Raw genomic sequence first — 16,726 nt, 5'->3', positions numbered from 1 at the left:
CGCGCCGCGCCCTACATATGGATTTCGGCGAATTTGATTCCAAGCCCGCGCACGGTATCGATCAGATCATCAAGGCGGCTGAAGGACTCGACTTCATCATTGTCATCCACCAGGAAATAGCTGCGCCCGGCGCTTTTCTTGAAAAACACGATCCATTCCCCCAGCTCCGCCGGATTCTGAATCACATGGGTGGCAGAGATTAAACCCTCTGCATGCCGCTCCCGGACCTGCTCTCGCTTCATGTTTGACTCCAGAAATAACGATGCCGCCAAAGCAGGGCTTTGGCGGCATCGGTGCTGATGGTCGATAGTCTATCAGCCGGAAATGCACTCGTTGGCAGCCTTCTGCACATCCTTTGGCCGCACCGGGACATTGGACATGCTCTCGTGCAGCTTGATGCTGCTGCCGCCGGAGCGTTCTTCGATGTCAAACACGGCAGATGGCCCCACGGAAAACTTGAGCGGCACGATCACGCGCAAGCCATCCTTGTGCGACTGGATCTGCAAGGCGCCTCGGCTATCGGCCAGTTTTTCGCTCAGGCATTGCGCGTATTCATGGGGCTTCTTGCCAGAAATCACGTTCATCGTCGGCAAGGACTCGTTGATGTCCGAGACGTTCGCGCAACCACTGATCGTCAATGCCATCGGCAACAACCACAAACCCCACTTCATACCAAACCTCCATTAAAGACCCTCGGACAGCGCAACTGCGATTTTTCTCCGAGACAAACTGCTTTATCGCTCATCAAATGTGAAATAAGCGTTTTTTATTGTCGAAGCGGTCGGATAATAAGGCGTTCGGGCTGATAAACTGCGCCTATCGCCCATGCTATCGTTTTGATTTTGTAGAAAAAGCCCTTCTGGAGGCGCCTCATGAAATTTATCCATCAGCGCGAGCACCTCAATGAAGACGACATCGTCGTCATTCAATGCTCCCAAATGTGCAACATCCGCTTGATGAACGACGCCAACTTCCGCAGCTTCAAGAATGGCGGTCGTCACACCTATCACGGCGGTGCATTCGACACGTTTCCAGCCCGCATCACAGCCCCGAGCACCGGTTTCTGGAACATCACGATCGACACCGTCAACCGCCGCGCTATCAGCGTGACGCGCAAACCTACCCTGACGCACTCGATCAAAATCATTCGCCGCTCCAGCACGAAACTGAGCTGATCAGCGAACCCGAAACACAAGACAGGCAGATACAACCGTGGCCCAAACGACCAAGTACGTCATCAAATACAAACTCAACGGTGAGCGCCGCTTCGAGTTTGCCCAGCTTGAAAACGGCACCCAGGAAGAAGCCAAGGCGGCGCTGGATGCCATTCATGGACAGGACGACGTCATCAGCGACATCAGCGTCAGCAAAGCGTTGTAACACGATCCGGAGCGACAATGGACGTCGGCTCCCGCTCGCAGTTCGACCGCAAGCAGCGGAGTGCCAGTTTTATTTTTGCCTTGCAGACTGACCACCTCCATAACAAGAGGCCCGGCAATGAGCGAGCAATATCTGGACAGGCTGGACTGGCCCCGGCTGGAGCAGCAACTTGATCAGGACGGCTGCGCCGTCATCCCGTCACTGCTGAGTCCCAAGGCTTGCGGGCAGGTCAGCGCCTGGTACCCTCGCACCGAACTTTTTCGCTCCCACGTGGTGATGGCTCGCCACGGGTTCGGCCGAGGCGAGTACAAGTATTTCAACTACCCCTTACCGGAACTCGTGGCCCGCTTACGCAGCGCGCTCTACCCACGACTGGTGCCCATCGCCAATCGCTGGCATGAACAGATGGGCTTGCCGGAGCGTTTTCCTGAAACCCTTCCAGCCTTCCTTGATCGCTGCCATGCCGCTGGTCAGAACCGTCCGACACCCTTGTTGCTGCAATATGGTCCGCAGGACTACAACTGCTTGCATCAGGATCTGTACGGTGAGCACATTTTCCCACTGCAAGTGGCGATCCTGCTGTCAGACCCGGATCAAGACTTCACCGGCGGCGAATTTGTCCTGACTGAACAGCGCCCGCGAATGCAGTCACGCCCGATGGTCATCGATCTGAAGAAAGGCGACGGGCTGATCTTTGCGGTCAACCAGCGTCCGGTCAAAGGCACTCGCGGTTACTACCGCGTTACCCTGCGTCACGGCGTGAGTCGCCTGCACAGCGGTAATCGGCATACCCTTGGAATCATCTTTCACGATGCGTCATGAACCCATGAATCCGCAGACTTTCGATCTATTTACCGATGCAGAACCCGAGCAACAGCCCAGGCGCGAGCAGATCGGCGAACAGTCCTACGTGCTTAGAGGCTTCGCCCTGCCCTGGCTGGAGCGTTTGCTGCCTGCCCTGGAAGAAGTGCTGGCGGCCGCGCCGTTTCGGCAGATGGTCACACCCGGCGGTTTCACCATGTCGGTCGCCCTGAGCAGTTGTGGCCAATTCGGCTGGACCACTGACCGCAGCGGTTATCGGTACACCCGCCTCGATCCAGACACCGCAAAGCCTTGGCCAATGATGCCCGAGGTGTTTTTCCAACTGGCGCAAGCGGCGGCACAGGCAGCAGGGTTCACCGGTTTTGCGCCGGATTCCTGCCTGATCAACCGTTATATCCCCGGGGCAAAAATGTCATTGCATCAGGATAAGGACGAACATTCCTACGCCGCCCCCATCGTTTCGGTATCCCTGGGTTTGCCGGCGATGTTCCTGTTCGGCGGTTTTGCACGCAGCGACAAAAGTCAGCGCGTTCCCCTGTTCCATGGCGACATCGTGGTCTGGGGTGGCGTGGATCGCCTGCGTTATCACGGCGTGTTGCCGATCAAGGACGGCCATCATCCGAAACTGGGCGAGCAACGCATCAACTTCACCTTCCGTACCGCCGGATAAAGCCTTCGAATTTGACCGCAAGCGCCGGAGTGTGTGGCAACTGCCCCACGGTTAATGTGCAGGCAACCCCTCAATGGACGTGACGCCATGACAACCCGATCGACCAAAATCGCCACTGAAAACGATCCGCGCTGGGCCGCCGTGGTTGCGCGCGACTCCAAGGCTGACGGGCAGTTTGTCTATGCCGTGAAGACCACAGGCATCTACTGCAACCCCAGCAGCCTCGCGCGCTTGCCCAAGCCACACAATGTCGAATTCTTCGATAGCGCCGAGCAGGCCCGGGCCGCAGGTTATCGTCCGAGCAAACGCGCGACGAAGGATCAGAGCGAACTCGCCGCGCAACATGCCGCCACCGTCGCCGCCGCGTGCCGCCAGATCGAAAGCGCGCAAACGCTGCCCGCCCTGGGCGAATTGGCCGAGGCGGCGGGCCTGAGCAGCTTCCATTTCCATCGCGTGTTCAAAGCCGTCACCGGCCTGACGCCCAAGGGCTACGCCGATGCCCATCGTTCACGCAAGGTACGCGAGCGACTGGCGCACGGCGGCTCGGTGACCGATGCCCTGTATGACGCCGGCTTCAACTCCAACAGCCGGTTTTATGAAGCGGCAGACCAACTGCTGGGAATGAAACCCGGGGACTACCGCGCGGCCGGTCAAAACAACGACATTCGTTTCGCCGTCGGCCAGTGTTCGCTGGGCGCGATTCTGGTGGCGCAGAGTGAGCGTGGGGTCTGTGCGATCCTGCTGGGTGATGATCCGCACCAACTGGTCTGTGATCTGCAAGACAAATTCCGCCGCGCCAACCTGATCGGTGCCGATCATGAGTTCGAGCAATTGATTGCCCGGGTCGTCGGCTTTATCGAGGCGCCGGCCATTGGCCTTGATTTGCCGCTGGACGTACGCGGCACGGCGTTTCAGGAGCGTGTCTGGCAAGCGCTGCGGGAGATTCCCGTGGGCAGCACTGCCAGCTACGCCGATGTCGCCCAACGCATCGGTCAACCAAAAGCCGTTCGCGCCGTGGCTCAGGCCTGTGGCGCGAACAGCCTGGCCGTGGCGATCCCTTGCCATCGCGTGGTGCGCAGCGATGGCAATCTGTCGGGCTATCGCTGGGGTGTCGAGCGCAAACGTCAATTGCTGCAGCGCGAATCGCAGTGATCAGCGGTTCACATCCACCACCACTCGCCCGCGCAACTGCCCGGCAAGCAAGCGTGGCGCGGCTTCGATGGCTTCGCTCAAGCCTATTTCGTGACTGATCAGCGGCAACAGATTGAAGTCCAGATCCCGGGCCAGGCGATTCCAGGCTTCCACGCGCTTGGCTTTGGGCTGGGTCACGCTGTTGATGCCAGCCAGGGTCACGCCGCGCAAGATGAACGGCGCAACGGATGCGGGAAAGTCCATGCCCTGGGCCAGACCGCAGGCCGCGACGGTGCCGTTGGCCTGGGTGCTGGCGCACGCATTGGCCAGGGTGTGGCTGCCGACCGAGTCGATGACGGCCGCCCAGCGCTCCTTGGCCAACGGCTTGCCCGGCGCGGACAAGGTGGCGCGATCTATGATTTCGCTGGCGCCCAGTTGCGTCAGGTAGTCGTGCTCCGAGGTCCGTCCGGTGGACGCGACCACCCGGTAGCCGAGCCTGCTCAGCAAGGCGATGGCAAAACTGCCGACGCCACCGTTGGCGCCAGTCACCAGAATGTCACCCTGCCCGGGCGTCACGCCGTTGTGCTCCAGTGCCAGGATGCACAGCATGGCCGTGTAGCCCGCCGTACCGATGGCCATCGCCTGAGCCGCGGTAAACGCCTTGGGCAGCGGGATCAGCCAGTCACCGTTCAGGCGAGCCTTCTGCGCCAATCCCCCCCAATGCCCTTCACCCACGCCCCAGCCATTGAGCAGGACCTGGTCACCGACCTTGTAGTCCGGATGCCCGCTGACTTCGACGACACCGGCCAGGTCGATCCCCGGCACCATCGGGAATTTGCGCACCACCGGACTGTTGCCGGTAATCGCCAGGCCATCCTTGAAGTTCAGCGTGCTGTAGGCCACACGCACCGTGACATTGCCCTCGGGTAACTGATCGTCCTGGATCTCTTGCAGTGTGGCCCGGTAACCGCTGTCGTCTTTGTCGATCAAAATGCCTTTGAACATTACGGCCTCTCAATGGAATCAGTCTGTGGGTGGTGCAATTGAAATAACACATAAGCCTCACCCGCCGAAATGACGACTGGCCTTGCGCCAGTCGTTGCGTTACAAATCCTGTTCTACCGCCCCTACCCGGATTCAACGTCGGAGAACACAGCACATGAACCAATGGCCAGATACCCGCATTCTTGACCTGCTCGGGATCGAACTGCCGATCATTCAGGGGCCGATGGCCGGTGCCACAAACTCTTCCATGGTGATTGCAACCTGCAATGCCGGCGGCCTGGGCTCGATGCCAGCGGCGATGCTCAGCACGGATCAACTGCGCGACGAGCTCAAAACCATCCGCCAACACACCCGGCGCCCGATCAACGTCAACTTCTTCTGTCATCAGCCTCCGGCTCCGGATGAGCAACGCGCGCAGGACTGGAAAAACCTGCTGCAACCTTACTACCAGGAGCTCGGCGCCGACTTCGATGCGCCGACGCCGGTGTCCAACCGGGCGCCGTTCGATAATGCGGCCTGCGAAGTGGTCGAAGCGTTTCGCCCTGAAGTGGTGAGTTTCCACTTTGGCCTGCCGGAAAAATCCCTGCTCGACCGGGTCAAAGCCACCGGCGCGAAGGTGCTGTCCTCGGCCACCACCGTCGCAGAAGCCGTGTGGCTGGAACAGCATGGTTGTGATGCAATCATTGCCATGGGCTACGAAGCCGGGGGCCATCGCGGAATGTTTCTCAGCGATGACCTGAGCAGTCAGGTGGGGACTTTCGCCCTGGTGCCCCAAGTCGTCGATGCGGTGAAGGTGCCGGTGATTGCCGCCGGCGGCATCGCTGACGCACGAGGCGTCGCCGCGGCCTTCATGCTCGGTGCTTCGGCGGTGCAGGTGGGTACGGCGTACCTGTTCACGCCAGAGGCCAAGGTCAGCCCTTCCCATCACAAAGCCTTGCGAACCGCCCGGGAAAGCGAGACGGCCGTCACCAACGTGTTCACCGGCCGCCCGGCCCGGGGCATCCTCAATCGGGTGATGCGTGAGCTGGGGCCCATGAGCGCCAAGGCCCCGGCCTTCCCCCTTGCCGGTGGCGCGCTGATGCCGTTGCGGGCCAAAGGTGAAGCGGACTTCAGCAACCTCTGGGCCGGCCAGGCATTTACCCTCGGGGTCGAATTGACCACCGAAGCACTGACTAGAAAGCTGGCTGAAGAAGGATTAGCGAGACTGCTGGGTCGTCCCTGAGCATCACTCTCATTAAAATTGTATACAATTTTGCGGCAACACATTCCGTTCAAAGGCAATTCGCTATATATTTTTGTACATAACGATTAACCTGCCGCCATTGCCTTTAACGGAGCCGTTTCATGACCATTCTTGCCTCACGTTTTGCCCCGACCTGCCTGGCGAGCCTTCTCGCCGTATTCGCCTTCGGCTCAGCCCAGGCGGACGAAGTCCAGGTGGCCGTCGCCGCCAACTTCACCGCCCCCATCCAGGCCATCGCCGCTGATTTCGAAAAAGACACCGGGCATAAACTGGTCGCCTCCTTTGGCGCCACCGGCCAGTTCTACACCCAGATCAAAAACGGCGCGCCGTTCGAAGTGTTCCTCTCGGCAGACGACAGCACCCCGAAAAAGCTTGAAGCCGAAGGCGACTCCGTCAAGGGTTCGCGCTTCACCTACGCCGTCGGTACGCTGGCGCTGTGGTCGGCCAAAGAAGGCTACGTCGATGCCAAGGGCGATGTGCTGAAAAAGAACGAATACCAGCACCTGTCCATCGCCAACCCCAAAGCCGCGCCTTATGGCCTGGCGGCGACCCAGGTACTGGCCAGGGAAGGTTTGACCGACAAGGTCAAGGACAAGATCGTCGAAGGCCAGAACATCAGCCAGGCCTACCAGTTCGTCTCCACCGGCAATGCCGAGTTGGGTTTTGTCGCCCTGTCGCAGATCTACAAGGACGGCAAGATCACCAGCGGTTCGGCCTGGATCGTTCCCGCCAGCCTGCACGACCCGATCAAGCAAGACGCGGTGATTCTCAACAAGGGCAAGGACAACCCGGCCGCCAAGGCACTGGTTGACTACCTCAAGGGGCCGAAAGCGGCAGCTGTCATCAAGTCCTACGGTTACGAAATCTAAATGTCGCTATCGAGTGCCGATTTTTCCGCCATCTGGCTGACCCTGAAACTGGCGTCCCTGACGACCGTCATCCTGCTGATTGTCGGCACTCCGATTGCGTTATGGCTGTCGCGCACCCGCTCCTGGTTGCGCGGTCCGGTCGGGGCGATTGTCGCCCTGCCCCTGGTGCTGCCACCGACGGTGATTGGTTTCTATCTGTTGCTGGCCCTCGGCCCTCACGGGTACCTTGGCCAGCTCACCCAATCACTGGGCCTTGGCACCCTCACGTTCAGTTTTGCGGGGCTGGTCATCGGTTCGGTGCTGTATTCGATGCCGTTTGTGGTCCAGCCGCTACAAAACGCTTTTTCCTCGATTGGCACGCGCCCGCTCGAAGTGGCCGCGACCTTGCGGGCCAATCCCTGGGATACCTTTTTCAGCGTGACACTGCCCCTGGCCCGCCCCGGATTCATTACCGCGGCCATTCTCGGCTTTGCCCACACCGTCGGCGAGTTCGGCGTGGTGCTGATGATCGGCGGCAACATTCCCGAGAAGACCCGCGTGGTCTCGGTGCAGATCTACGATCACGTCGAAGCCATGGAGTATGCCCAGGCCCATTGGCTGGCCGGGGCAATGCTGGTGTTCTCGTTTGTCGTCCTGCTGGCGCTGTATTCCAGTCGTAAAACCAAAGCGGGCTGGAGCTGACCGATGATTCAAATGCGTCTGAAACTACGTTATTCGGGCTTCGCCCTGGACGTCGATCTGCAGGTGCCTGGCCGTGGCGTCACTGCGCTTTACGGCCACTCCGGCTCTGGCAAGACCACTTGCCTGCGCTGCATCGCCGGCCTGGAACGGGCCGAGCAAGGCTTTGTCCAGGTTAACGATGAAGTCTGGCAAGACAGCGACAACCGGATCTTCGTCGCGCCGCACAAGCGCGCGCTGGGCTATGTGTTCCAGGAAGCCAGCCTGTTTCCTCATCTGTCGGTGCTGGCCAACCTGGCATTCGGCCTCAAGCGCATCCCCAAGCCGCAGCGTCGGGTCGACATGGCCCACGCCACCGAGTTGCTGGGCATCAGCCATTTGCTGGACCGGCACCCGCAACACCTTTCAGGCGGTGAGCGACAGCGCGTCGGCATCGCCCGCGCCTTGCTCACCAGCCCGAAACTGTTGTTGATGGACGAACCTCTGGCGGCCCTGGATGCCCAACGCAAAGGTGAAATCCTGCCCTACTTGCAACGCCTGCACGACGAACTCGACATCCCGGTGCTGTACGTCAGCCACTCCCAGGATGAAGTTGCGCGGCTGGCCGACCATATCGTGTTGCTCAGCAACGGCAGGGCACTGGCCAGCGGCCCGATCGGCCAGACCCTGGCACGCCTCGACTTGCCGCTGGCAATGGGGGATGACGCGGGTGTGGTGATCGAAGGTCGCGTCAGCGCTTATGACGCCGACTATCAATTGCTGAGCCTGCAATTGCCCGACACTACCCTCAACATCCGTGTGCCTCATACGCCACTGGATGCGGGCCAGGCACTGCGCTGCAAGGTCCAGGCGCGGGATGTGAGCCTGAGCCTGGACAATACCGGGCAAAGCAGCATTCTCAATCGCCTGCCGGTCACTGTGGTCAGCGAAATGAGCGCCGACAACGCCGCCCATGTGCTGATTCGCCTGGACGCTGCCGGCACGCCATTGCTTGCGCGGATCACGCGTTATTCCCGTGATCAACTGAACATCCATCCCGGCCAGCCACTGTGGGCACAAATCAAAGCGGTCGCGGTGCTGGCGTAAATCCGAAGGCACGACTGCACCGGAGCGAGGTCAATGGCTGTAACGCCCCGTAACTCCTTGCCCAGGACGCTTGTCATGTCCGATGGACTGCCACCTGACCTGCATTATGTCGATGACACCCAGCCGGGCATCACCCGCAGGAAACTGCGCGGAAAATTCGCCTATTTCGACCCGGCCGGTCAGCGCATCACCGACCCCGACGCAATCGAACGCCTCAACACCCTCGCGGTGCCGCCCGCCTATACCAAGGTGTGGATTTGCGCCGATCCACGCGGGCATCTGCAGGCCACCGGCCACGACGCCCGGGGTCGCAAGCAATACCGTTATCACCCCCGCTGGCGGGAGGTGCGTGACGCCGACAAGTACTTGCGCCTGCGTGAATTCGGGCTGGCCTTGCCGAAACTGCGCCAACGGCTGGAAGCCGTATTGGCGGCACCGGGATTCAGTCGCGACAAAGTCATGGCCACGGTCATTACCCTGCTCGACTCGACGCTGATCCGCATCGGCAACAGCCAATATGCCCGGGACAACCGTTCCTACGGCCTGACGACCTTGCGCAGCCGCCATGTAGAGATCAACGGCAGTGCCATCCTGTTCCAGTTCCGCGGCAAAAGTGGCGTCGAACACCAGATCACCGTGAAAGACCGCCGACTGGCCCGGATCATCAAGCGCTGCCAGGAAATACCCGGGCAGAACCTGTTTCAGTATCTGGATGAAAACGGTGACCGGCACACCGTCACTTCATCCGACATCAACAGCTATTTGCAAACGCTCAGCGGCACCGATTTCACCGCCAAGGACTACCGCACCTGGGCTGGCAGCGTTCTGGCTCTGGCGATACTGCGCAAGCGGCATTGGGAGCCTGAAACAGACGCCAGGCGGCACCTGGTGGAGATGGTCAAGGACGTTGCCAGGCAGCTGGGCAACACCCCGGCGGTGTGCCGCAAGTGCTATATCCACCCGGCGGTGCTGGATGGCTTCCCTCTGGGCGCTTTGGCGCAACTGCCCAGGCCGAGAGCGCGCAAGGGACTCTCGGCCGAGGAAGTCGGGCTGGCGAACTTTCTGCAGAAAACGCTGGCAGCGCCTGAATCGACGAATTGACCTGCCTGTTTTTTGCACGATCACCAATGGCTTCTATAGTTGAACTGAACACGTATCCGCTGCGGAGACGCCATGGAAGACATTTTCGTCGTGAAGCATTGCAAAAAGATCATCATCCATGGTCGCCGTGCGGGTGAATATGACCACCTGCCACCGGATGCCGCAGTCTGGTACCGCATCGCCGATACCCGCACCCAAGGCTTCATCGGAGATGGCTACGATAGTGAAGAAGACGCTGTGCGTGTTTGCCGTCAGTTGAACGCTCAATCACAAGTGACAGCCCGACAAAGTTGACGGCTCGTCACCATTTTTTAACGGGTCTATACTGAGATAGTTGAAGGATCAGTAACCCTTTCGGCAGAAAGCTCGCCCCAGGCGGGCTTTTTGCTGCCACACCCAGGTTTCTTGAACGGAGGTGCTTCCCATGTCCGAAAAAGAGTCCATCACCACCCTGCTCACTTTGCTGGACTCCCGTCAGGCTCGCCTGGCCGCAGCCTGCAAGGAAATCGCCGACTGGGTCGATCATCAAGGCGGACACCCCACCGCCCTCAGAATTCGTGATCGCCTGAACGACATTGAGAAGGACACGCCGCTGATCCGGCACACGCTGTCGTCTCTCAAGCCTGTCGACCGGCCTCTGCCCCGGTTCAGATGATCCGTCACGGATTCGCGGTGCGGGAAAAGGCCCTATTCGGGCAGCATGATCGGTGACCGTACGTCTCCACACCCTTGGCTGCCTGCCGGATTTCCATCCCTTCTCACAACCCGGCCTGGAACCGGGATTTTTTGTTGCGCAAAACCAATCGAACGTCCCCGCTCACGTGGAGTCAACCGCTCACACGTCACGAAGGAGACGTTCCAATGGTCACTCATTTCAAAGTCAGCGGGCACCTGGCCTGCGGTCACCACGGCAACAACCTCGTATCGACCCGCGAACTCAACCGGGTGAAATGCCGAAGCTGCCGAAACACCGACGCCTACAAAGAAGCCCGCAAGGCTGAGCGCAACGCTGCCCGCCGCGCAGCACGCAAAGCCAAAGCCGTGCACACCGCCAATGACTGGCGTTCAGCCTGGACCGAGCGGCTGACCGCGATGGCCGGCCTGCAACGACTGCCCCGTGGCTTTGGCGGCCAACCCTTCGTTTAGGGAGCATGAAGTCGCCGTCAGGTTTTTACGGCAAGACGATGTCCCTGCGCGCGGGCTCCATGATCTCGCGCAGGGACATGCGCTTGAACGCCTCGACCAGTGCTCGCCCCTCAACGGGTGCACAAGTGACCGCCAACCGCATGGTCGCCTCGCCCAGGTGCCAGATCAAAAACGCGGACTCCTCGACCTGTTGCTCGTCGCAGTCGGGATACACGCGCAGCATCGCCTGGGCCAGCATGGCTCCGGCAACCCGACTCTCCCCCAGTTCCAACTGCAACAACTGCTTGTCGGCCTGCATACCGGACCAGATGTCACGCATCACCGGTGTCGCCATCACGATCTCGTAATACTGATCGAGCAACTGCGAATAGGCGGCGCGCAAGCCCCGGGCATCCTCGACAGCCTCCATTGCCTCGGCAATGCAACGACGGCTTTCAGCGTTATAGCGCTCAGCCAGCGTACGGATCACGGAACTCTTGTCAGGGAAATACTGATAAAGAGAACCGATCGAGATCTCGGAGCGCTCGGCGATTTCACTCATCTTGAGTTGATCGCTGCCCTTGTCCGCGATCAATTGAGTGGCCATGGCCAGAATCCGCTCCTGACGATCGCGGCTGCGCTGTTGCGTGGGATTGCGTCGAACCGCTTGTGCAGCAGGCTGTTCGAGGGTTTCAGAGGTTTTCTTGCGCACGAGTGAGTTCCCGATCAAAAACGTGACATGTACTCACCTTAGCATCGCCATTCCCTACGCCCAACAACAGATGCCGCACGTCGGGGAATTCGATCTGATGGGTTGACGGTGAAACATGAGCATCTATCATCTTTTAAACATGAGCATCACTCACATTAATCGATGGAGATGAACGCGATGAAAACGGCCCAACCCATCACGCTGGTCCTCGGCGCCACCGGCAAAACCGGACGGCGCATCACACAACGGCTCGAGGCTGCCGGCCTGCCCGTTCGCCGGGGTTCGCGGGACGCCAATCCACCCTTCGACTGGGAAGATCGATCGACCTGGGACGCCGTGATCGATGGCGTTCATTGCGTCTACATTTCCTTTCAACCGGACCTCGCCGTTCCAGGCGCCGTTGAAACCATCCAGGCGTTCACCGACCTGGCGGTGAAAAGCGGCGTCCGCAAACTGGTCTTGTTATCCGGGCGCGGCGAAGTTGAAGCGCAACAGGCCGAACGCGTCGTACAGGACAGCGGGATTGACTGGACGATTCTGCGGGCCAGTTGGTTCTGCCAGAATTTCAGCGAGGCACACTTTCTTGAACCCATTGTGCAAGGTGAGCTTGCACTCCCCGTCGGCCAGGTCGCCGAGCCCTTTGTCGATGCAGAAGACATCGCCGAGTGTGCCGTCGCGGCACTGACCCAACCCGGACACACCAACCAGCTCTATGAACTTACCGGCCCTCGGGCGTTGACCTTTGCCCAGGCCGTGACCGAGATTGCTTGCGCCACCGGTCGCAACATCGAATTGGTGGCCGTACCGGCGGACGCGTATCGACAGGCAATGGAACAGGAACAGCTTCCCCCAGCGTTGATCGACCTGGTGTTGTATCTCTTCACGACTGTGCTGGACGGGCGCAACACACCCGTGGCCGATGGTGTACAGCGGGCGTTGGGACGGCCGGCGCGCGACTTTGGCGACTACGTACGGCGCACTGCCGCTACGGGCATCTGGGGCAATGGCCGTCCGACGTAAAGCAGTGGCGGGAACAGGCTTCGTCGACTAGGGTTTTTTGGCGTATCGAAGTGCGGCGCCTTTATTGGCAGGAGCCTGATCAAGGAGGAACCCATGTCACTCAATCGTAGTGCTGAACAAACCTACCGCCAGTGGTCGACCCCGATCCTGTTGGAACTCAAGGAGCGAGAACATCAGATGAACCCGTCAGACCGCCAGGCCCTGGAAAACGTACTGCTGGAAAGAAGGCTGATCGATACCGGCAACCCGGCCGGCAGCGATCGCCGCAAGGCAGACCCGACGTCCTGAAAAGCATCAGGCAATCACGATCAAGATAGAAATAATGGAATAGAAAAAAACAAGGGCTTGCATCCGCTTTCGCTTGCAAGCCCTTGCTTTAGAGAATGCCCAATCGAACGCAAACACGGTTCCATCGTCTGAATCCCCCCCCGCCGCCGTAAATCCATTTTTGATAATTATTAATTTCCAAACACTCCCCTCTATCGGCTTTAAATGTGCCAAGAGGAGGGTTAGCCATGGCAGGGCCCGCAGGTGACGTTTTTGACGAAAGCTTCGACTGCCATCAAAACCGCATTTGCAGAGGCTGACTTTCCTGAGCAGATTTACTGTTTTGTCCCGCGTCGTCACCCAGGCCACGCAGACAAACATTCACACACCGCACTTCGGTTTTCCCCGGTTCGAGACAAGGCTAAACCACCACATGGAGGGATTCCAGGATGCTGATAAAAATCGAGAAGGCGAGCAAACCGGAAGGCTGGAATGTATGGATGAACGCGTGGTGCGTTGAGTTTCGCAGCTACGCAGAGGCCTTGGCGTTCGTGATCAGATTGGAAGGCCGGATCAATGCACCTCACCCCTTGCCTATCAGCACCGCCAGACTTCTTTTGGAACAGGCTTGACCTCGCGACGCCATCACCGATGAGGCTATCCACGACGTCATATCCGTATTTATTAATCTGTCTTTGATAATTATTGATTTCGCTCGCCCCTCTCCCTCGACTTTAAATATGCGTCGAGGGGGCGTTGGCCAAGGTGAGGTTTACAGGTGACACCTTTAACGGACGCTTCGAATACAGCCAGTCTGCTTTCGAGGAGGCCGACCTTCCTCACCATGTGTAATACTTTTCCCCGCATCTTCCCCCAGGAGATGCGGGTTTTTTTTCGTAAATGCGTTAAAACCACCCGCTACGTTCATCTTCCAGCTCTTGGCGACACACTTTAAGTTGAGCGTTGTAAATCTCTGACTGCTTTTGCACTTTCTGGGCAACCTGCATCAGCCAGGGTTTACTGCGATAGGTATTGCGGCTAAAGCCCCCACGCCCCTCGTGATAGGCCAGGTACTGATTGTAGGTATCCCATTTGGAGATTCCGAGCTGACGTTGGGTACCAGTGGTGTACCAACCGATAAACATGATCGCGTCGTCAAAACTGTCACGCGAACCACCGTTGCCCGTATTGTCCTTGTACTCACCCCACACCGGGTCTTGAGCCTGCGCATAACCGTAGGCCGAACTGACTCGCCCCCAAGGGATCACCCAGAGCAGGTAGTCACGAGGCGGCAATGCGTCCGCCACGTAACTGCTTTCCTGCTTCATGATCGCCATGGCCACATGCAGAGGCGTCCCATATTCACTCTGCATTTGCAGCGAGTCCTCATACCAGTCGGGATACTCACGGTAAATACTGCAGAGATTGCCTTGGTCTTTTGGCGGTGTAGTCGTGCACCCCGTTAAAAACAGCATCAACAAAGCCAACAGCAGAACCTGTCCTTGTTTCATTCATTACCCTCAAAAATAAGGGCATAAGGTACCCTCCGTTTACTGCAAGGCGCCTGAGTCAGGCAGGTGCAGACAAAAACGTCAGAAGACATCCAGCTTGATCGCGTCACCCTTATCGAAAGGCTTCTTTGTAAGTCCCTATTGCACGGCGGCCTGACGCAAGCCCTGCGCTCTGATTGAATGCTCACACGCGGGCGTGAGGCCAGTGGGTGTACTCCGGGTTTCGATCTAGAGCATTTTCTCCAGGCCGATCTTGTCGCTGAGCCAGGCCTTGAAGCTGCGCCACCTGCCGCCGGGCTCCTTGCGCAAGGTATGCAGGCGGTCGTCGTCCTCGGTGAGCCAGATAATTTCGCCGTTTTCCAGTCGGGCCTGGTAACTCCGGGCCGGCGCCATGCCCTCAAGCGCCAGCTGGCGTACGTAGCCGGCCAGTTCGGGACTATCGACCAGCACCCCGACTTCAGTGTTCCAGAACACTGAACGCGGGTCGAAATTGTACGAGCCGACGAACACTTTCTGTCTGTCCAGGATCATGGCCTTGGTGTGCAGGCTGGAGTCAGAGCCACCACTGAAACCAAACGAGGAGCCACGACCGGGATCGTCCGGCTGGCGCCGCAGCTCATAGAGTTTCACGCCATGTTCGAGCAGAGTCTTGCGATACGGTGCATAGCCGCCATGCACCGCCGGCACATCGGTGGCCTCCAGTGAATTGGTCAGCAGGCGCACATCAACGCCGGCATCGGCACGACCCAGGAGATAGTCCATGCCCGGCTTTTGCGGGACGAAATAGGCCGAGATCATGATCAGCTCGCTATTGACGCTATCGAGTTCAGGCCGCAGCTGTGTGGCCATCAATAGCGCGCGTGCCGGTTCGCCGCTGGCCAGGACCTTGCTTGGAGCGTCCCACATCGCCTTGCTATGGGCCCAGATCAGCTGCTTGCGCCAGGTCTCGAGTTGCGGTTGAGTCTGGTAGGTCATGAGATGGTTGTACAACGCCTTGCTCTCGATACGTGAGGTCTGGAGCGATTGCTCCAGGCGTTGGCGGCTTTCGAGCAAGTCTTGCGCTGTTGGCTTGTTGAGCTGGAAGTCACTGATCGACTGGCTCAAGGCGCTGTTCCAGTACTGATCGAAGCTGTGCCCCAATTGCTCGGCGACCGGGCCGATGCCCAGCAGGTCCATGTCGGTGAAGTTGTGGTCGGGCCTGGCGTCGAAATATTCATCCCCTAGGTTGCGTCCGCCGACGATCGCTGCGCTGTTGTCGGCCAGCCACAGTTTGTTGTGCATGCGTCGGTGTTGTTGGGAAAGATCAAGCAGGCGGCCCATGGTTCGAGTGACCACGGTGCTGCGCCCCAGATGCAAAGGGTTGAAGACGCGGATTTGGATGTTCGGGTGCACCGCCAGGGTAGCGATGACTTCTTCCTGGCCGTCGCTGGCAGTGTCATCGAGCAAGATGCGTACCCGTACGCCGCGATCTGCTGCCAGCAGCATTTCATGCACCAGCGCCCGAGTGCTGAAACCGTTATGCACAATGTAGTACTGCAAATCGACGGCTTTCTGTGCATTGCGGATCAACTCCGCGCGCGCCCGGAATGCTTCACTGCTGTTGGGCAGCAAGCGAAAACCCGAGCGCCCCTCATGCGCGGCGGCCTGAGCCTGGATCGAGCGCCCGAACGCCGAATCGCTGGCGGGTATCGCCTCGCTGAATTCGTGGGGCAAGCGCGTGGTGGCGCAGCCGACGAGCAGCAGCGCGAACAGCATGGCGCAGAGAAACCGGGACATGGGCAAGGACTGCTCCTCAACCACAACGGGTGTAGTTTTGAACTCGGCATCCAGCCAGTACTGGCTGCCGAGCACATGCAGCCCTCGATAGTCCGCACGACTTGTTCCAGTAAAGCCCGTTTCAAGCAGTGTGTCGAAACATTCCAGCACGTGCGCCCAGAGCATGAAACCGCCCTGGGCCGGGTGCAGGCCCGCCCTCCGCTATAGCGCCTGGCTGGGTCGAGCAGTTTGGGGCAGCCGGTGTCGCTAACAACGTACGCGGTGCCCTGGAAGCCATCGATAAGATTGAAGAACTCATCAAGATGACGCTTGTGGTGATGATGGCACCGG

23 protein-coding genes are annotated in these 16,726 nt (G+C 59.3%); 16 read left to right on the top strand and 7 right to left on the bottom strand.

The window, feature by feature from the left end:
• Positions 1–11: 11 nt before the first annotated feature.
• On the bottom strand, positions 12–242 hold the full coding sequence (locus AC1RDQ_RS23185) for a hypothetical protein (protein WP_008053025.1): 231 nt from the start codon (positions 240–242) through the stop codon (positions 12–14).
• A gap of 72 nt (positions 243–314) precedes the next feature.
• A complete protein-coding gene (locus tag AC1RDQ_RS23180; protein ID WP_057714660.1) occupies positions 315–671 on the bottom strand; it encodes a hypothetical protein in 357 nt (118 codons plus the stop codon).
• A 201-nt stretch (positions 672–872) separates the two neighbouring features.
• On the opposite strand from AC1RDQ_RS23180, the gene AC1RDQ_RS23175 reads away from it, so the two are divergent.
• From AC1RDQ_RS23175 to ada, 5 genes are all read left to right on the top strand, one after another.
• On the top strand, positions 873–1,175 hold the full coding sequence (locus tag AC1RDQ_RS23175) for a DUF1883 domain-containing protein (RefSeq protein ID WP_007912251.1): 303 nt from the start codon (positions 873–875) through the stop codon (positions 1,173–1,175).
• A 37-nt stretch (positions 1,176–1,212) separates the two neighbouring features.
• Complete coding sequence (locus AC1RDQ_RS23170; protein ID WP_090455470.1) at positions 1,213–1,380, top strand: hypothetical protein; 168 nt, start codon at positions 1,213–1,215, stop codon at positions 1,378–1,380.
• 117 nt (positions 1,381–1,497) lie between these two features.
• Positions 1,498–2,202: a 2OG-Fe(II) oxygenase gene (locus AC1RDQ_RS23165; RefSeq protein WP_492588240.1), complete on the top strand. Its 705-nt coding sequence runs from the start codon at positions 1,498–1,500 to the stop codon at positions 2,200–2,202.
• Positions 2,192–2,872 (top strand): DNA oxidative demethylase AlkB, encoded by a 681-nt coding sequence (gene alkB / locus AC1RDQ_RS23160; protein WP_492588239.1) that lies wholly within the window; start codon positions 2,192–2,194, stop codon positions 2,870–2,872. Before AC1RDQ_RS23165 ends, alkB begins: the two co-directional genes overlap by 11 nt.
• An 87-nt stretch (positions 2,873–2,959) precedes the next feature.
• Positions 2,960–4,024, top strand: coding sequence for a bifunctional DNA-binding transcriptional regulator/O6-methylguanine-DNA methyltransferase Ada (gene ada / locus AC1RDQ_RS23155; protein WP_154947253.1), 1,065 nt, complete (start codon positions 2,960–2,962; stop codon positions 4,022–4,024).
• Here the strand turns inward: ada and acuI are convergent, their stop codons facing one another.
• Entirely contained in the window at positions 4,025–5,008 is a 984-nt protein-coding gene (gene acuI, locus AC1RDQ_RS23150) for an acrylyl-CoA reductase (NADPH) (RefSeq protein ID WP_492588238.1), read from the bottom strand.
• Between the two features lie 154 nt (positions 5,009–5,162).
• On the opposite strand from acuI, the gene AC1RDQ_RS23145 reads away from it, so the two are divergent.
• From AC1RDQ_RS23145 to AC1RDQ_RS23110, 8 genes are all read left to right on the top strand, one after another.
• Entirely contained in the window at positions 5,163–6,230 is a 1,068-nt protein-coding gene (locus AC1RDQ_RS23145; RefSeq protein ID WP_492588237.1) for an NAD(P)H-dependent flavin oxidoreductase, read from the top strand.
• Positions 6,231–6,352: 122 nt separating this feature from the next.
• The gene (gene modA / locus AC1RDQ_RS23140; RefSeq protein WP_349734393.1) at positions 6,353–7,120 is read left to right on the top strand and encodes a molybdate ABC transporter substrate-binding protein; all 768 of its coding nucleotides are present in this window, start codon (positions 6,353–6,355) and stop codon (positions 7,118–7,120) included.
• Positions 7,121–7,801 carry a molybdate ABC transporter permease subunit gene (gene modB / locus AC1RDQ_RS23135; RefSeq protein ID WP_090455483.1) on the top strand — a complete coding sequence of 227 codons (681 nt, stop codon included), beginning with the start codon at positions 7,121–7,123 and terminating at the stop codon, positions 7,799–7,801. It begins immediately after the preceding gene.
• A 3-nt stretch (positions 7,802–7,804) separates the two neighbouring features.
• Positions 7,805–8,884 carry a molybdenum ABC transporter ATP-binding protein gene (modC, locus tag AC1RDQ_RS23130; RefSeq protein ID WP_090455485.1) on the top strand — a complete coding sequence of 360 codons (1,080 nt, stop codon included), beginning with the start codon at positions 7,805–7,807 and terminating at the stop codon, positions 8,882–8,884.
• A 75-nt stretch (positions 8,885–8,959) separates the two neighbouring features.
• On the top strand, positions 8,960–9,985 hold the full coding sequence (locus AC1RDQ_RS23125; protein WP_492588236.1) for a DNA topoisomerase IB: 1,026 nt from the start codon (positions 8,960–8,962) through the stop codon (positions 9,983–9,985).
• Positions 9,986–10,057: 72 nt separating this feature from the next.
• Positions 10,058–10,279, top strand: a complete 222-nt coding sequence (locus AC1RDQ_RS23120) for a hypothetical protein (protein ID WP_492588234.1) — start codon at positions 10,058–10,060, stop codon at positions 10,277–10,279.
• Positions 10,280–10,409: 130 nt separating this feature from the next.
• On the top strand, positions 10,410–10,640 hold the full coding sequence (locus tag AC1RDQ_RS23115; RefSeq protein ID WP_057714650.1) for a hypothetical protein: 231 nt from the start codon (positions 10,410–10,412) through the stop codon (positions 10,638–10,640).
• A 206-nt stretch (positions 10,641–10,846) separates the two neighbouring features.
• Positions 10,847–11,131: a hypothetical protein gene (locus AC1RDQ_RS23110; protein WP_057714648.1), complete on the top strand. Its 285-nt coding sequence runs from the start codon at positions 10,847–10,849 to the stop codon at positions 11,129–11,131.
• A gap of 25 nt (positions 11,132–11,156) precedes the next feature.
• Here the strand turns inward: AC1RDQ_RS23110 and AC1RDQ_RS23105 are convergent, their stop codons facing one another.
• Positions 11,157–11,822, bottom strand: coding sequence for a TetR/AcrR family transcriptional regulator (locus tag AC1RDQ_RS23105; protein ID WP_492588233.1), 666 nt, complete (start codon positions 11,820–11,822; stop codon positions 11,157–11,159).
• A 177-nt stretch (positions 11,823–11,999) separates the two neighbouring features.
• Between AC1RDQ_RS23105 and AC1RDQ_RS23100 the strand changes: the two genes are divergently transcribed.
• Together AC1RDQ_RS23100 and AC1RDQ_RS23095 are read left to right on the top strand one after the other, a co-directional pair.
• Positions 12,000–12,842, top strand: coding sequence for an NAD(P)H-binding protein (locus AC1RDQ_RS23100; RefSeq protein WP_492588231.1), 843 nt, complete (start codon positions 12,000–12,002; stop codon positions 12,840–12,842).
• A gap of 93 nt (positions 12,843–12,935) precedes the next feature.
• Complete coding sequence (locus tag AC1RDQ_RS23095; protein ID WP_090455493.1) at positions 12,936–13,130, top strand: hypothetical protein; 195 nt, start codon at positions 12,936–12,938, stop codon at positions 13,128–13,130.
• A 6-nt stretch (positions 13,131–13,136) separates the two neighbouring features.
• Here the strand turns inward: AC1RDQ_RS23095 and AC1RDQ_RS23090 are convergent, their stop codons facing one another.
• Positions 13,137–13,490 carry a hypothetical protein gene (locus tag AC1RDQ_RS23090; RefSeq protein ID WP_492588230.1) on the bottom strand — a complete coding sequence of 118 codons (354 nt, stop codon included), beginning with the start codon at positions 13,488–13,490 and terminating at the stop codon, positions 13,137–13,139.
• Between the two features lie 68 nt (positions 13,491–13,558).
• Here AC1RDQ_RS23090 and AC1RDQ_RS23085 point away from each other — a divergent pair, with 68 nt between their 5' ends.
• Complete coding sequence (locus tag AC1RDQ_RS23085; protein ID WP_057714641.1) at positions 13,559–13,741, top strand: hypothetical protein; 183 nt, start codon at positions 13,559–13,561, stop codon at positions 13,739–13,741.
• Positions 13,742–14,014: 273 nt separating this feature from the next.
• Here AC1RDQ_RS23085 and AC1RDQ_RS23080 read toward each other — a convergent pair whose 3' ends face one another.
• A complete protein-coding gene (locus AC1RDQ_RS23080; RefSeq protein WP_218498170.1) occupies positions 14,015–14,620 on the bottom strand; it encodes a transglycosylase SLT domain-containing protein in 606 nt (201 codons plus the stop codon).
• A 228-nt stretch (positions 14,621–14,848) separates the two neighbouring features.
• Positions 14,849–16,396 (bottom strand): phospholipase D-like domain-containing protein, encoded by a 1,548-nt coding sequence (locus tag AC1RDQ_RS23075; protein ID WP_492588276.1) that lies wholly within the window; start codon positions 16,394–16,396, stop codon positions 14,849–14,851.
• Positions 16,397–16,726 lie beyond the last annotated feature (330 nt).

The sequence above is a fragment of the Pseudomonas sp. GW823-FHT02E01 genome, assembly GCF_058797535.1.
The sequence above is the reverse complement of the archived record's forward strand: the minus strand, read 5'-3'. Positions and strand labels throughout refer to the sequence as shown.

Coding starts and splice junctions, on each gene's coding strand:
- modB (WP_090455483.1), top strand. CDS start 7,121: ATGTCGCTATCGAGTGCCGATTTTTCCGCCATCTGGCTGACCCTGAAA.
- AC1RDQ_RS23100 (WP_492588231.1), top strand. CDS start 12,000: ATGAAAACGGCCCAACCCATCACGCTGGTCCTCGGCGCCACCGGCAAA.
- AC1RDQ_RS23085 (WP_057714641.1), top strand. CDS start 13,559: ATGCTGATAAAAATCGAGAAGGCGAGCAAACCGGAAGGCTGGAATGTA.
- AC1RDQ_RS23090 (WP_492588230.1), bottom strand. CDS start 13,490: ATGTTTGTCTGCGTGGCCTGGGTGACGACGCGGGACAAAACAGTAAAT.
- AC1RDQ_RS23185 (WP_008053025.1), bottom strand. CDS start 242: ATGAAGCGAGAGCAGGTCCGGGAGCGGCATGCAGAGGGTTTAATCTCT.
- alkB (WP_492588239.1), top strand. CDS start 2,192: ATGCGTCATGAACCCATGAATCCGCAGACTTTCGATCTATTTACCGAT.
- AC1RDQ_RS23175 (WP_007912251.1), top strand. CDS start 873: ATGAAATTTATCCATCAGCGCGAGCACCTCAATGAAGACGACATCGTC.
- modC (WP_090455485.1), top strand. CDS start 7,805: ATGATTCAAATGCGTCTGAAACTACGTTATTCGGGCTTCGCCCTGGAC.
- AC1RDQ_RS23110 (WP_057714648.1), top strand. CDS start 10,847: ATGGTCACTCATTTCAAAGTCAGCGGGCACCTGGCCTGCGGTCACCAC.
- AC1RDQ_RS23115 (WP_057714650.1), top strand. CDS start 10,410: ATGTCCGAAAAAGAGTCCATCACCACCCTGCTCACTTTGCTGGACTCC.
- AC1RDQ_RS23120 (WP_492588234.1), top strand. CDS start 10,058: ATGGAAGACATTTTCGTCGTGAAGCATTGCAAAAAGATCATCATCCAT.
- ada (WP_154947253.1), top strand. CDS start 2,960: ATGACAACCCGATCGACCAAAATCGCCACTGAAAACGATCCGCGCTGG.
- modA (WP_349734393.1), top strand. CDS start 6,353: ATGACCATTCTTGCCTCACGTTTTGCCCCGACCTGCCTGGCGAGCCTT.
- AC1RDQ_RS23180 (WP_057714660.1), bottom strand. CDS start 671: ATGAAGTGGGGTTTGTGGTTGTTGCCGATGGCATTGACGATCAGTGGT.
- AC1RDQ_RS23165 (WP_492588240.1), top strand. CDS start 1,498: ATGAGCGAGCAATATCTGGACAGGCTGGACTGGCCCCGGCTGGAGCAG.
- AC1RDQ_RS23080 (WP_218498170.1), bottom strand. CDS start 14,620: ATGAAACAAGGACAGGTTCTGCTGTTGGCTTTGTTGATGCTGTTTTTA.
- acuI (WP_492588238.1), bottom strand. CDS start 5,008: ATGTTCAAAGGCATTTTGATCGACAAAGACGACAGCGGTTACCGGGCC.
- AC1RDQ_RS23095 (WP_090455493.1), top strand. CDS start 12,936: ATGTCACTCAATCGTAGTGCTGAACAAACCTACCGCCAGTGGTCGACC.
- AC1RDQ_RS23075 (WP_492588276.1), bottom strand. CDS start 16,396: ATGTCCCGGTTTCTCTGCGCCATGCTGTTCGCGCTGCTGCTCGTCGGC.
- AC1RDQ_RS23145 (WP_492588237.1), top strand. CDS start 5,163: ATGAACCAATGGCCAGATACCCGCATTCTTGACCTGCTCGGGATCGAA.
- AC1RDQ_RS23125 (WP_492588236.1), top strand. CDS start 8,960: ATGTCCGATGGACTGCCACCTGACCTGCATTATGTCGATGACACCCAG.